Origin of the sequence: Stutzerimonas sp. S1, from assembly GCF_025966695.1 — a bacterium.
In the GTDB taxonomy this organism is placed as follows: domain Bacteria; phylum Pseudomonadota; class Gammaproteobacteria; order Pseudomonadales; family Pseudomonadaceae; genus Stutzerimonas.
Genome location: NZ_JAOEIY010000003.1, coordinates 1 through 12875 on the forward strand (window position 1 = coordinate 1; position 12875 = coordinate 12875).

A 12875-nucleotide genomic window follows, 5' to 3' on the forward strand; every position below is an offset into this window, starting at 1 on the left:
GAGGTGCACGAGGTCGAGCTGGAAGGCATCTTCGTGCAGATCGGCCTGCTGCCCAACAGCGAATGGCTCAAGGGCACACTGGAGCTGTCGCGCTTCGGCGAGATCATCGTCGACGCCAAGGGCCAGACCAACATCCCCGGTGTGTTCGCTGCTGGTGACGTGACCACGGTGCCGTACAAGCAGATCGTGATCGCCGTCGGCGAAGGCGCCAAGGCCTCGCTGAGTGCCTTCGATCACCTGATCCGCACCTCCGCGCCGGCCTGACCGGGCGTCGTTAGGAAAGAGGGGAGCAGTCCTAGGGCTGCTCCCCTTTTTTCGTTCTGGCGGTCGAATCGGCGAAGGATAGATGCGCGCCCTCTGCGGTCTATCCCTTTACACCGGATCCGCAATGGCTCGGTGGAAGCGAGCGCTCAGCGGGCCTGCATGGTGTGCTGGCGCACATGTCTGAGCAGTCCATGGAGCTATCCACGAATGATGAATGCGGATATGCCGCAAGCCTCCCGCGGGGAAGTGCTGACCTACGCCAATCGCGCAAACGAACCCGCCCATGAAAAGACCGTCCACGCCGAGCTGGCCAGGCGACTCGCCGCGCTGCAGGGCATGGTGTTCGGCGGTGAATATGATCCGACGGGTAAGCACACCGGTACGTTCTACGTCATCCCCTCAGGCACCATCGTCGGGCTCGAGGATGCACGGCGGCTGGGCCTGAGCAGCGAGCGCGATCTGTTCGGCGGTGTGGTACCGCAGGGTTTCATCGCCACCAAGGCGATCACCCATCCGCTGGTGCGCCCCGATGCCGAAGCGCCGGTCGGCTGGTCACGGGAGTTTGGTGCCCAGGTCCAGGGCAGTGTGCTGACTGGCTACAGCGTGTTCAGTCTCGATGATGCGCGCGATGCCGGACGGCGTCTGCTCAACGAGGGCGCGCTGCGTATCAAGCCGGTGCGAGCAACTGGCGGTCGCGGTCAGGAGCGCGTCGACAACCCGCTGCAGCTGGAGCAGGCGCTGCTGGCGCTGGATCAGGACGAGCTGAGAGAGTTCGGGTTGGTGCTGGAGAGCAATCTGGAACACGTGACCACGTTCAGCGTGGGTCAGGTACGGGTTGGCGGGCAGCTGGCGAGCTATCACGGCACTCAGCGTCTGACTGCCGATAACCTCGGCGAGATGGTCTACGGCGGGTCCGATCTGGTGGTGGTCAGGGGCGGCTTCGACGCACTGCTGGCCCTTGAGCTGAACGAGACGACGCGCCTTGCGGTGTCCCAGGCGCAGGTCTACGACGAGGCGGCCAGCGCGTGCTATCGGGAATTCTTCGCCTCGCGACGCAACTACGACATTGCTCAGGGCATCGACGCGCGTGGCCGGCCCTGTTCTGGCGTGCTGGAGCAATCCTGGCGCATCGGCGGTGCCAGCAGCGCGGAGATCGCGGCGCTGGAGCGCTTCAGCCAGGACGCTTCGGCCACCGTCGTGCGTGCATCGTCGCTGGAGCTATACGGAGAACGGCAGACGCCCCCGGATGGCGCGACCGTACTGTTCCGCGGCGAGGACGCCGAGGTGGGCTTCATAACCAAGTGTGTGATGGTGGAGGACTATGGCAACCCATAGCGAGACGGTCGACATCCTGGTCGGTGACGAACATATCGCCGGTACTTTCCTGACGCCGCCGGAGAAGATGCCCGGGGTGCTCTTCGTGCATGGCTGGGGCGGCAGTCAGCAGCGCGACCTGACGCGTGCACGCGGCATAGCCGGGCTTGGCTGCATCTGCCTGTCGTTCGATCTGCGCGGGCATGCGCAGACGGCCGCACAGCAGCAGACCGTGACCCGTGAGCAGAATCTGCACGACCTGCTGGCCGCCTACGATCTGCTGGCGGCGCACCCGCATATCGACCCGGCAGCCATTGCCGTGGTCGGGACCAGTTATGGCGGCTATCTGGCGGCGATCCTCACCGCGCTGCGGCCGGTGAAATGGCTGGCGCTGCGCGTGCCTGCGCTCTACTGCGACGACGACTGGGACATGCCCAAGCGCCAGCTTGATCGCGACACGCTCAATCGCCTGCGCCGCCGTCGCGTGCTCGCCGAGGAGAACCGGGCGCTGGCCGCCTGTGCGGCATTCCAGGGCGATGTACTGATCGTCGAGTCGGAGGAAGACAGCTATGTCCCGCACGAGACCATCATGAGTTATCGCGCGGCGTTCCAGCGTACCCACTCGCTGACCCACCGCATCATCGACGGCGCCGACCATGCGCTGAGCAGCGACCGCTGTCAGGAGGCATACACGTCGATACTGGTCGATTGGGCTACCGAGATGGTCATCGGGGCGCGGCTCGACGAGAAGTCCCAAGAAGGTTTCAAGGCGGTCAACGAAGCGTAAGTCGCCTGCCGCGCGCTCTCGACATTGGCTGTTTCACTCCGGCGGCGTCGGCGCTGGCGGCGGGCCGACGAAGCGGCTCCAGCGGCGGTCGAGTACCTGCTGCTTGAGTACCTCGATGATGTCCACCAGCACTTCCTCCAACGCCAGATCGGTGCTTTCGTCCTGGTACAGCCAGGCATCGAAGAATTCGTCGGCCAGGTTGTGCGCCAGCGCCTGGAACTGCGGGCCGCGCAGACCATCGATGGCCCCCTGCAACAGGCGTGCGACCACGTCGCGCAGGGCATGGTCGAGGCTGTCGCCGAGATGGCTGCCGAGCGGTAATCGACGCAGCTTGCGTAGTTCCGGGTTGTCGGCAAGTGCCTGGTGGATCAGTCCGTCGAGGTAACCCTCGATGGCGCCGCGATTGTCCCGGTAGCCTACCTCCAGCATGTTCTGCAGGCGGCGCGCCAGATCATTGAGCAGGCGCTGTTTGCGCGGCCGCACGACCTCATCGATCAGCCGACGGGACAGATCGTTGCTGGCACCGATTTCCTGCTGCAGACGACCGAACAGGCGCACCATCACGCGGTCGGCCAGCTCCTCGATCAGCAGCACGTAGTAGCGATTGAACACGCCGTAGATCGCCCAGCTGCGCATGTCGATCAGCCCCAGACGCTGCAGGCGCACCAACAGTGCGCCAATGCGCAGCACCCGCAGCCAGCGCAAACCCGCCAGGGGGATGCAGCCGAGCACGTCGTACCAGTGGGCGAACGGGTAGTAGTACCAGCGCGCATAGCGCCGCTCGAACAGCGCCACGGTCCAGCCGAGCAGTACGTCGAGGATGAACAGGCTGACGAAGCCCAGGTCGATGTACTGGAAGTTCCGATGAATATGCTCTGCGTAGCGCGCGTGCAGTTGCGGCAGCCAGCGGGCGAGCGCGTCATTGATCGGCTGCAGGACGAACAGACTGTCGAACAGCAGCAGCGCGAGATTCACGCAGACCAGCAGGACGATGCACGCCTCCCACGCAGCGTGCAGACCTTCGCGGGTGCGCACGCGCGGGTCGAGCGGCCGTTCAGGCATGCGGCGCCTCGGCGGCCTGCCAGAGCACCTCGGCGCAACCCTGGCGGCGCGCGATCAGGCGGGCGGCGACGAACAGCAGATCGGACAGGCGATTCAGATAGCCCAGCAGTTCGCCGCGCAATGGCTCGTCGGCGTTGAGCTGCTGGCAGCGCCGCTCGGCAGTGCGCGCCATGCTGCGGCACAGGTGGGCCAGGGCAATCAGTCGCGAGCCGCCGGGCAGGATGAACTCCTTCAGCGGGCCAAGCTCGGCGTTCCACTGATCGATAGCGGCTTCCAGACGGGTGATTTCTGCCGCATGCAATGCCTGGTACTCGGGCATCGCCAGCTCCCCGCCGAGGTCGAACAGGCGATGCTGGCAGGGCGCGAGCACGGGTATCAGCTCGGCCAGATCCGGCCACTGCAGCTGGGCTTCGGCCAGCTCGGCGAGCAGCAGACCGAGTTGGCTGTTAAGCGTGTCGACTTCGCCCATTGCCTCCACGCGCGGATGGTTCTTGGTCACTCGGCGCCCGTCACCCAGGCCGGTTTCGCCTGTATCGCCCGTGCGGGTGTAGATCTTCGACAGTCGGTTGCCCATGCAATAGTCCTTGAATCATGCGCTCGCCGGTTCGGCCGGTGAGCTCAATGGCAGACGCAGGGTGAAAGTCGTGCCGTGATCGGGCTGGCACTGCACCTCCATCTGCCCCTGGTGATTGTTGGTAATGATGAAATACGAGACGGAAAGCCCCAGGCCGGTTCCCTGGCCGACTTCCTTGGTGGTGAAGAACGGCTCGAAGATGCGCTTGCGTACGGACTCCGGGATACCGCCGCCGTTGTCCTCAACCTGAATTTCGGCCCACGGTGGATTCAGCCGGGTGCGCAGGATGATGCGTCCGGGCTCCTCGCGCTGATTCTGATGGATTGCCTGGGCGGCGTTCTTCAGCAGGTTGAGCAGCACCTGTTCCAGTTCGTTGGCGATGCAGGGGACGCGATCGACCTGCGGATCGAAGTCGCGAATGATCTCGATCGACTTGAAATCGAAACCTTCCATCAGGGCGAAGTCGTTGCCGGCGATCTCCAGCGCCTGGTCGATCAGCATCGGCAGCTGGCAGTCGGCCAGTTGGCGGTTGCTCATGCGGCTGAAGTTGAGCATGTGGCTGACGATCTTCGCCGCGCGCGAGCCGGCCTGCTGGATGCCGTCGAGCATCTGCGGCACCTCGCGTTTTTGCAGATAGAGATTCACCGCCTCCAGGCTCACCCCCGTTTCCTCAGCCGCTTCGCGGTTGCGCTCGAGATCGGCCGAAAGCCGGCGGCGGATGTTCTGCGCGTTGTGCAGGATGGCGCCAAGCGGATTGTTGATCTCGTGAGCCATGCCGGCGGCCAGACTGCCGACCGAGAGCATCTTCTCCGACTGCACCATCATCTCTTCCATGTTGATGCGCTGGGTGATGTCGTCGATGCGGATTACCACGCCGCGGCCGCCCCCGCCCATCAGCGGATAGAAGGTCAGTGCGTAGTGTCGCAACTCGTCGTTGCGCCGCCAGGTGACGCGCTCGATCTTCTCCACCTGCTGGCGCTCGGAGGTGTGGCGGATCTGTTCGAGGAACGGCTTGAGCGGCTCGAAGGCAATGAACACCGGCTGGTTCAACGCCTCGTCCAGTGGCGTGCCGGACAGCACGCTGGCCTCCTGATTCCACTGGGTGACGTAGAGCTGTTCGTCCAGCGCAATGAGTGCCGAGGGCATCGAGTCGATGATGCTGTTGAGGTAGTTCTGGAAGCCGGTGAGCTTCTTCTCGATCTTGCTGCGCACCTGCACCTCCAGCTCCAGCCGGCGGTTGGAATTGCGCGTCTCCTCGGCCAGCCCCTGGGCATGGTCGAAGGCTTCCTGGGCGTCATCTCGGGCGCGCTTGAGCTGTTGTTCGCGCGCCTCCATGCGCGACAGCATGGTGTTGAAGGCGTCGGCCAGGCGACCGATCTCGTCCTGATTCTTCGGCAGGGCGCGCAGGGAATAGTCCTCATCGCGCGTCACCTGGCGCGACAAGGCCTCCAGGTCGCGAATCGGCCGTGTGATCAGTTGGCGGATCTGCCGCGCCACCAGCACCCACAGCAGCAGGCTGGCCAACAGGATGGCGATGCTGGCGGTCAGCGTTCCGGTGTAGAAGGCGCCGGGCAGCTCGCTGCTGGCGACCATCAGCAGATGGCCGGGCCTGCCGCCGGGCTGCGGCAGTTCGACCAGCAGGTTGGCGCGGATTTCCCCGGCCCGCCATGCGGCGACGTCGTTGAGTCGTGCCGGCAGCTTCAGGCGGTCGCCGCGCTGCAGTTGCGCCAGGCGATTGCCGTCGACGTCGTAGATCACCGCGGCGCGCAATGGCGCGTAGTTGTCCAGGCGCCGCAACACCGTCTCGGCGGAATCGGCGGACGCCAGCGCGGCCTGACTCAGCTCGTCGGTGGCGAACAGTTCGCCGATGGTGTGCATGGCCTGCGGCGCGACGCTTTGCCGCGAGATCCAGTAGGCGGCACTGATGAAGGCCAGGTTGGAAACCAGCAGTACCGCGGCGAGCAGCACGAGCAGGGCGATCAGCAATTTGCGGCCGACCGGCAGGTTTTCGAGGCGCTGGCGCAGGGTCATGACGGCTACGGATGACGGGAAGGTCCAGGCAGGGTAACGGTGCCTTAGTCGGTGGGCAATCCGCGATGGCTCAGGTGGTCGGCCAGGCGCTGCCTGAGGGCGGTGAGCGCGGGTAGCACGACGCCCAGCCGTGCGGCGCTGGCACAGGCGTAGCCGAGCAGATAGCTCACCTCGGTACGCCGCCCGGCGGCCACATCCTGATACATGGACGAATAGTTGGTCGCCGTCGCCTCGATGACGCGCAGCACGTCCTGCGCCAGGTCCACGGCGGCGTCGGGCTGGCCATTGACACGCAGCAGTACACCGAGTTCGTCGCACAGCGCGAGAACTTCCGTCCGGTGGGCCAGCAGTCCGCCGTTGCGGCAGTCGTACAGCACGGTCAGCGGATTGATGGCGCAGTTCAGGGCGAGCTTGCGCCACAGGCGCGCCAGGATGTCTTCGCTCCACTGGTGCGCGATGCCCGCCGCAGCCAGCGCACCGAGCCACGTGGGCGGGGTGGTGTCACGTGGATCGCCCAGCCAGTTCTGCCCTTGCCCGGCGAAGACCACGTCGAAGTCGCCTTGCCGGTAGGCGCCTTCGGTGCTGGAGACGAAGATGCAGCGTGTCTGCGGCCAGCGCTCGGCCACCGCCTGCTGGCTGCCAAGGCCGTTCTGCAGCAACAGGATGTCGCAGTGCGGCGCTAAGCGTGACGCCACGCTGGCGACGGCCGCCTCGACATCATAGGCCTTGCAGGCAACCAGCAGACGCCGGATCGGCGTCGTTGCGTCGGGCAGTTCTGCCGGGATGGGCTGGAAGATGAGCTGGCCATCTTCACGGAGGCGGAGCCCGCCAGCCGCCTGATAGGCGCTCAGCCGCGTGCTGTTGCGCAGAATCAGGCACACCGCGTCGCCGGCGCGGGCCAGGCGGATGGCCCAGAGACTGCCGAGACTGCCGGCGCCAAGGACGTGCCAAGTCATGTCAGGCCGGCTGCTTCACGCGCAGCGGGACGATGCGCCCGGTGCTGTAGGAACTGGGCAGCAGTGCACTGGCGCGGTCGAGAATCGCCTGCGCATCGAGTGGAAGACCACTGGCATCCAGTGTCACCAGGCAGATGCCGGCCTTGAGCGAAATGAATCCCTCGCTGGTCTTGAACGCCTTGAGGTTGAGGCCCTCGTGCAGGCGCTTGAAGCTGCTCGGCGAGCAGCTGGCGAGGTCGTCGACCAACGCCAGCACGCCGAAATGCAGGTCGTCCATCCGCGCCAGCACATCCAGCGGTCGTACCAGTTGCCGCAGTCGCGTAGCCACCGCGCACATCAGCTCTTCATGGAAAGCTTGGCCATGGCGTTCGCGTAATGCAGGTACGTCCGGCAGACCGATGTGCAGGTAGCAGAGCGCGGTGTCACGGTTCTCCATCTGCCGCAGGCTGGAGCCGAGGCGCTGGCACAGATAGCGCGCGTTGCCCAGGCCGGTGAGCGGGTCCACCAGATTGCGCTGTTCGAGGGTGGCGACATTCTCGGCGAGCTGCCGATTCTCTTCCTTCAGGCGCTGCAATGACCCGCAAAGGCGCTCGGCAGCGAGCACCCGGGGCAACAGTTGCTCATGCATGGTCGCCTTGTTGATGAAGTCGTCGACGCCGTGGTCGAACGCGTGGCCCAGCACATCGACGCCTTCCCGGCCAGTGAGCAGGATGATGTAGGTGTAATGGCCGTTCTTGGCGTCCTCCTGGCGTACCTTGGCGGTGAGCTGCAAACCGTCGGTTTCCGGCATCAGCCAGTCGGCCAGCAGGACATTGGCAGGGCGCTCGGCCAGCAGTGCGAGTGCGTTGTCGGCACTGCTGGCGAAGCGGATATCGGTATAGCCGGCCTTGGCCAGTGCGCGGCCGATCATGACGCTGGAGAATTTGGCGTCATCGACGACCAGGATCCCGAGGGAAGGGTTGGACATGGGCAAGCTCAATCAATGGAGAAGTGGACGTCCTGTCACGCTTTGCCGGAGTACCGGGCGTTGTCACGTCGAGCGGTTATAATGACCGCGCTTTTTTTACCGTCAAGCCAGGCGCGGCTCGGTCCTCACCGTCGCGCTAAACATCTGGAGGAAGCCCCATGCCCTCGTTCGACGTGGTGTCCGAGCTGGACAAACACGAAGTCACCAACGCGATCGATAACGCCATCAAGGAACTGGATCGTCGTTACGATCTGCGCGGCAAAGGCTCGTTCGAGCAGAAGGAGCTGACCGTGCAGCTGACGGCTGATGCCGATTTCCAATTGGAGCAGATGATCGAAATCCTCAAGTTGAGCCTGGTCAAGCGCAAGATCGATATCCAGTGCCTGGAGTTCAAGGATCCCTATCCGTCGGGCAAGGTCGTCAAACAGGAAGTGGTGCTGCGCGAAGGCATCGACAAGGAGTTGGCGAAGAAGATTGTCGCCCATATCAAGGACGCCAAGCTCAAGGTGCAGGCCGCCATTCAGGGCGAGCAGGTGCGGGTGACCGGCAAGAAACGCGATGACCTGCAGGAAGCCATCGCCCATCTGCGGGCCAAGGATTTCGGCATGCCGCTGCAGTTCAACAATTTCCGCGACTGATTTCGCCACGTGCAGGCGTGTCTTGTCGTTTCGAGCGCCCGGCCAGATCCGGGCGCTGCTTTTTTGAGGAGTTTCTGACGTTATGGAAATGAGTGTGGATTATCTGGTCGAGCTCTCCGAGGCCTGGCTGCCGGTCGTCCTGCAATACGGCAGCAAGGTGTTGCTGGCGCTGATCACACTGCTGATCGGCTGGTGGCTGATCACTGCGCTGACCAACAAGGTCAGCGCGCTGCTACGCAGGCGTCAGGTCGACCCGACGCTGCACGGCTTCATCGGCAGCCTGGCGGGTATCGTGTTCAAGGTGCTGCTGCTGGTCAGCGTCGCTTCGATGATCGGTGTGGAAACCACCTCGTTCATCGCCGCGATCGGCGCCGCCGGCCTGGCGATCGGTCTGGCGCTACAGGGCAGTCTGGCTAACTTCGCCGGTGGCGTATTGATCCTGCTGTTCCGGCCGTTCCGCGTTGGCGAGTGGATCGAGGCCCAGGGGGTCAGCGGCACGGTGGACTCCATCCAGATCTTCCACACGGTGCTCAAGACGGGGGACAACAAGACGGTGGTGGTGCCCAATGGCAGCCTGTCCAATGGCCATATCACCAACTATTCGCGCGAGCCGCGGCGGCGTGCGGATATCAATGTCGGCATCGACTACAGCAGCGATATCAAGCTGGCACGCAAGATCCTGCTGGAAATCGCCGAAGATCCGCGGGTGCTGCGCGAGCCGGAGCCGATGGTGGTAGTCACCGGGCTGGGCGACAACGCGGTGAACCTGTCGCTGCGCGTCTGGGTGGCGAATGGCGACTTCTGGCCGGTCACCTTCAGCTTCACGGAGCAGGCCAAGGAGCGTCTGGCCGAGGCTGGCGTAGGTATTCCCTTCCCGCAGCGGGTGGTGCATCTGGTGCAGAACTGACAGGCATCGAGCACAGCAAAAAGCCGGCGTAAGCCGGCTTTTTGCGTTCAGGGTCGTTCGGTGACGACGACACGCTCGGGGTCATCCGCCTTGCGGTGGCCGCGGCGCCATTGCCAGACGATCAGCACCAGCGTCGGCACGCCGAGCAGGGCGGTGACCAGGAAGAAATTGCTGTAGCCCAGGTGTTCGACCATGACGCCCGAGTAGCCGCCGAGCAGGCGCGGCAACAGCAGCATCAGTGAACTGAGCAAGGCGTACTGGGTGGCGGAGAACTTCAGATTGGTCAGGCTCGACAGGTAGGCGACGAAGGCGGTCGAAGCCAGCCCGCCGCTGAAGTTGTCGCAGGAAATGGTGACGATGAGCATGTTCAGGTTGGCGCCCATCTGCACCAGCAGCATGAACATCAGGTTGGTCGCCGCCGAGGCGACGCCGCCGATGAAGAGGATCGGCAGGATGCTGAAGCGCACGATCAGCAGGCCACCGAAGGCGGCGCCGAGCAGGGTCATTATCAGCCCGAACAGTTTGCTCACACTGGCGATCTGGTCTTTGGAGAAGCCCTGGTCGATGTAGAAGACGTTGGCCATCACGCCCATCACCGTGTCCGACATCCGGTAGGTGGCGATCAGTCCGAGCAGCAGCAGTGCCTGCCAGCGGTAGCGCAGGATGAAATCGGTGATCGGCGTGAGTACCGGCCCCATCAGGATGCGCCCACGCGCTGACAGGCAGCCCCAGCAGATCAGCAGGTACATGGTGCCCCGTGGCCAGTAACCGCCCCAGTACGACTGGAACATGCCGGTGGTCGACACCATCAGGATGATCAGCACGATCACCGAAACCGCCTGGTGGACGAAGTCGAAGCGCGGCGGACGCTGCTTCTGTCCGGCCTGGTGGAGGATGTGGCGCACCGGTATCAGCAGCGAACGGCCCATCGGCGAAATCGAACCAAGGATGAACAGCGCATAGAGCGTTGCGCGCGGCCACGCCTGGGCAATCAGCGCATTGATCATCGCTGGCACGGAAATCAACAGCACCAGCAGCAGGCCGACGGCGGCGAGCTGGTGGTTGAAGCTGTAGCGCGCGGGCTCGTTGGGCAGCGGTGTGCCGGCATCCGGTTCATGGATCACCAGGCTGGTGACCAGACCGGGGACGATCAGCAGTGCGAAGGCGAGATAGGTGAAGCTCCAGGCGGTCTGGTCGTAGTTCAGGTTGCTGGAGCCCAGCCACTCGGCGAGGAACAACGCGCCGGCGCTGGCCAGCAGCATGGCGATGCGATAGCCGGTCATGTAACTCGCCGCCAGGGTCGCTTGCAGCTTGTCCTCGGCGATTTCCAGGCGGTAGGCGTCGATGGCGATATCCTGCGTGGCGGAGGAAAAGGCCACCAACACCGCCAAGGCAATCAGCATGGTCAGGTTGTACTGCGGATTGCACAGTGCCATGCCCACCAGCCCGAGGGCGATCAGTGCCTGCGAGAGCACCAGCCACGAGCGCCGCCGCCCGAGCGCGCCGATCCACGGCAGCCGCCACTGGTCGAGCATCGGCGACCAGACCCACTTGAATGCATAGGCCAGACTGATCCAGCTGGCGAAACCGATGGTTTCCCGCGAGACGCCCGCCTCACGCAGCCACACTGACAACGTGGAGAACACCAGAACAGCGGGAAGACCAGCGGCGAAGCCCAGCAGCAGCAGGGCCAGGCTGGCGGGACTGGCGTAGGCGGCTAGCGCAGCGCGCCAGGTTTCACGGGACATACATCGACTTTCTGTACGGGGTGGGCGAAGCGCGCACTCTAACCGCTGTGCTCCGTCGAATGCCAGCCGTGGCGACGCACGTCCACGCGGTCGTTGATGATGGTCAAGCCCTCGGCGCGCAGGCGCATCCGCTGTTCGTGACCGGCTGGCGTTCCGGCCGGCAGGCTGAGGCGGCCGCCGGCGGCAATTACCCGGTGCCAGGGCAGGCTGGTGTCATCCGGTAGTTGCGACATCACCCGGCCCACCCAGCGCGCCGCTCGTCCGAGACCGGCCATGGCGGCCAGTTCGCCGTAGCTCACGACCTTGCCTGGCGGTATCTGCGCCATCACCAGATAGATGGCAGCGCGACGGGTTTGCGCATCGGCATCCGGCGCAAGCAGGGGCGGTTGCTCGGTCATCGTGGCGTTCCTCGAGGTGGTGGGGATGGTCGGCTGGCCAGTTGAAAATGAACCAGATTCCCATTCGGCGGTCTGTGCTTGCTGTAGTTAGACGCATAGGGATAATGCCAGCCTTTCAACCGCCCCTGATCAGATTTTCAGCACACCTATGTTGTCCAGAACCCTGCTTTGCGTGACCCTTTCCGCCTTCGCCCTGCCATCGTTCGCCGACACCGTCTGGCTAAAGAACGGCGATCGCCTGACCGGCAAGATCAGCGTGCTCGATGGCGGCAAGTTGCTCATCGAGACCGCATACGGCGGCTCCATCCCCTTGAAGTGGAATCAGATCGCAACGCTGGAGAGCGATCAGAAGCTGCTGGTCAAGCAGAACGATGTGACCGGTGAGGTGGCGCAAGCGCTGCAGGCGGCCGAGGAGGGCAAGGTCACCTTGATCAACGGCGCTGCACCACGCACCGTTGAGCTGGCGAGCATTTCGCAGATCATCCATCCCAAGCCGCTGATCCAGGATCTCACCTGGAAGGGCAACGTCGATGTGGCGATGGACTACAAGCGTGCCGAAACCGATACCGACGACTACGACGTGTCCTTCGATACCAAGGCGCGGCATGGCCTTTGGCGGCACAACGGCACGGGCAACTACAACCGCGAGTACCGCGATGGCGTGACCGTCACCGACAACTGGGATGCCGAATACGCCCTCGACCGTTTCCTCGACGAACACTGGTTTTGGCAGGGGCGCCTCAGCTACAAGCGCGACCAGATCGAAGACGTGCGTCGCCAGCGCACCATCGGTACCGGTCCGGGTTATCAATTCTGGGACAACGAGCTGGGCGCGTTTTCGCTGGCCGGGCTGATCAACCGCAGTGACTACGAGTTTGCCGACGGTTCCAAGGAGAACTTCTACCTGGCCGCGCTGAAGTGGGACTACAACCGCTACCTGGTGGGCAAGACCTTCGAACTGTTCAGCAGCGGCGAGCTGGGCAAGCCGCTGGAGGGCGTCGCCGACTATGCGCTGGATGCCGAACTTGGCCTGCGGTACAAGGTGACCGACTGGGCCTCGCTGAACATGAAGGCCGAGAAGGACATCATCAGCGGTGCGGACGAGAATCTGGACGAGACGCGCTACAGCATCGGTTTCGGGGTCGGCTGGTAACGGGCGTCATATATAAGAAGAGTCGTATATAAGAAGGGCAGCCCGTGGGCTGCCCTTCTTCGTTTATGGACATCAG

The 12875-nt window shown here is 64.0% G+C and carries 13 protein-coding genes; 6 read left to right on the top strand and 7 right to left on the bottom strand.

Annotation, left to right across the window (positions count from 1 at the left end; translation table 11 throughout):
- From N8H22_RS06640 to N8H22_RS06650, 3 genes are all read left to right on the top strand, one after another.
- The coding region (locus N8H22_RS06640; protein WP_264589843.1) for an FAD-dependent oxidoreductase at window positions 1–264 on the top strand (264 nt) is incomplete at its 5' end.
- Window positions 265–471: 207 nt separating this feature from the next.
- Window positions 472–1599 (top strand): DUF3182 family protein, encoded by a 1128-nt coding sequence (locus N8H22_RS06645; protein WP_264589844.1) that lies wholly within the window; start codon window positions 472–474, stop codon window positions 1597–1599.
- Window positions 1586–2365: an alpha/beta hydrolase gene (locus N8H22_RS06650; protein ID WP_264589845.1), complete on the top strand. Its 780-nt coding sequence runs from the start codon at window positions 1586–1588 to the stop codon at window positions 2363–2365. The genes N8H22_RS06645 and N8H22_RS06650 overlap by 14 nt, the downstream gene beginning before the upstream one ends.
- Before the next feature lie 33 nt (window positions 2366–2398).
- Here the strand turns inward: N8H22_RS06650 and N8H22_RS06655 are convergent, their stop codons facing one another.
- From N8H22_RS06655 to N8H22_RS06675, 5 genes are read right to left on the bottom strand one after another with little or no spacing between them, the layout of a single operon-like run.
- The gene (locus tag N8H22_RS06655; protein WP_264589846.1) at window positions 2399–3427 is read right to left on the bottom strand and encodes an ion transporter; all 1029 of its coding nucleotides are present in this window, start codon (window positions 3425–3427) and stop codon (window positions 2399–2401) included.
- Window positions 3420–4001: a cob(I)yrinic acid a,c-diamide adenosyltransferase gene (locus N8H22_RS06660; protein WP_264589847.1), complete on the bottom strand. Its 582-nt coding sequence runs from the start codon at window positions 3999–4001 to the stop codon at window positions 3420–3422. Before N8H22_RS06660 ends, N8H22_RS06655 begins: the two co-directional genes overlap by 8 nt.
- Before the next feature lie 15 nt (window positions 4002–4016).
- Entirely contained in the window at window positions 4017–6032 is a 2016-nt protein-coding gene (locus N8H22_RS06665; RefSeq protein WP_264589848.1) for a HAMP domain-containing sensor histidine kinase, read from the bottom strand.
- 44 nt (window positions 6033–6076) lie between these two features.
- Window positions 6077–6988: a putative 2-dehydropantoate 2-reductase gene (locus N8H22_RS06670; protein WP_264589849.1), complete on the bottom strand. Its 912-nt coding sequence runs from the start codon at window positions 6986–6988 to the stop codon at window positions 6077–6079.
- 1 nt (window position 6989) lies between these two features.
- Window positions 6990–7955, bottom strand: coding sequence for a response regulator (locus N8H22_RS06675; protein WP_264589850.1), 966 nt, complete (start codon window positions 7953–7955; stop codon window positions 6990–6992).
- Window positions 7956–8113: 158 nt separating this feature from the next.
- Between N8H22_RS06675 and N8H22_RS06680 the strand changes: the two genes are divergently transcribed.
- Both N8H22_RS06680 and N8H22_RS06685 read left to right on the top strand, forming a co-directional pair.
- A complete protein-coding gene (locus N8H22_RS06680; RefSeq protein ID WP_264589851.1) occupies window positions 8114–8593 on the top strand; it encodes a YajQ family cyclic di-GMP-binding protein in 480 nt (159 codons plus the stop codon).
- Window positions 8594–8675: 82 nt separating this feature from the next.
- On the top strand, window positions 8676–9500 hold the full coding sequence (locus N8H22_RS06685; RefSeq protein WP_264589852.1) for a mechanosensitive ion channel domain-containing protein: 825 nt from the start codon (window positions 8676–8678) through the stop codon (window positions 9498–9500).
- 47 nt (window positions 9501–9547) lie between these two features.
- On the opposite strand, the gene N8H22_RS06690 is transcribed toward N8H22_RS06685, so the two are convergent.
- The gene (locus tag N8H22_RS06690) at window positions 9548–11248 is read right to left on the bottom strand and encodes an AmpG family muropeptide MFS transporter (protein WP_264589853.1); all 1701 of its coding nucleotides are present in this window, start codon (window positions 11246–11248) and stop codon (window positions 9548–9550) included.
- A 38-nt stretch (window positions 11249–11286) separates the two neighbouring features.
- Window positions 11287–11646, bottom strand: a complete 360-nt coding sequence (locus N8H22_RS06695) for an MGMT family protein (protein WP_264589854.1) — start codon at window positions 11644–11646, stop codon at window positions 11287–11289.
- Window positions 11647–11794: 148 nt separating this feature from the next.
- On the opposite strand from N8H22_RS06695, the gene N8H22_RS06700 reads away from it, so the two are divergent.
- Entirely contained in the window at window positions 11795–12799 is a 1005-nt protein-coding gene (locus N8H22_RS06700; protein ID WP_264589855.1) for a DUF481 domain-containing protein, read from the top strand.
- Window positions 12800–12875 lie beyond the last annotated feature (76 nt).

Excerpts from the sequence above, each read along its gene's own strand:
- N8H22_RS06665 (WP_264589848.1), bottom strand. The coding sequence starts at position 6,032 with ATGACCCTGCGCCAGCGCCTCGAAAACCTGCCGGTCGGCCGCAAATTG.
- N8H22_RS06690 (WP_264589853.1), bottom strand. The coding sequence starts at position 11,248 with ATGTCCCGTGAAACCTGGCGCGCTGCGCTAGCCGCCTACGCCAGTCCC.
- N8H22_RS06670 (WP_264589849.1), bottom strand. The coding sequence starts at position 6,988 with ATGACTTGGCACGTCCTTGGCGCCGGCAGTCTCGGCAGTCTCTGGGCC.
- N8H22_RS06645 (WP_264589844.1), top strand. The coding sequence starts at position 472 with ATGATGAATGCGGATATGCCGCAAGCCTCCCGCGGGGAAGTGCTGACC.
- N8H22_RS06675 (WP_264589850.1), bottom strand. The coding sequence starts at position 7,955 with ATGTCCAACCCTTCCCTCGGGATCCTGGTCGTCGATGACGCCAAATTC.
- N8H22_RS06685 (WP_264589852.1), top strand. The coding sequence starts at position 8,676 with ATGGAAATGAGTGTGGATTATCTGGTCGAGCTCTCCGAGGCCTGGCTG.
- N8H22_RS06655 (WP_264589846.1), bottom strand. The coding sequence starts at position 3,427 with ATGCCTGAACGGCCGCTCGACCCGCGCGTGCGCACCCGCGAAGGTCTG.
- N8H22_RS06695 (WP_264589854.1), bottom strand. The coding sequence starts at position 11,646 with ATGACCGAGCAACCGCCCCTGCTTGCGCCGGATGCCGATGCGCAAACC.
- N8H22_RS06680 (WP_264589851.1), top strand. The coding sequence starts at position 8,114 with ATGCCCTCGTTCGACGTGGTGTCCGAGCTGGACAAACACGAAGTCACC.
- N8H22_RS06700 (WP_264589855.1), top strand. The coding sequence starts at position 11,795 with ATGTTGTCCAGAACCCTGCTTTGCGTGACCCTTTCCGCCTTCGCCCTG.
- N8H22_RS06650 (WP_264589845.1), top strand. The coding sequence starts at position 1,586 with ATGGCAACCCATAGCGAGACGGTCGACATCCTGGTCGGTGACGAACAT.
- N8H22_RS06660 (WP_264589847.1), bottom strand. The coding sequence starts at position 4,001 with ATGGGCAACCGACTGTCGAAGATCTACACCCGCACGGGCGATACAGGC.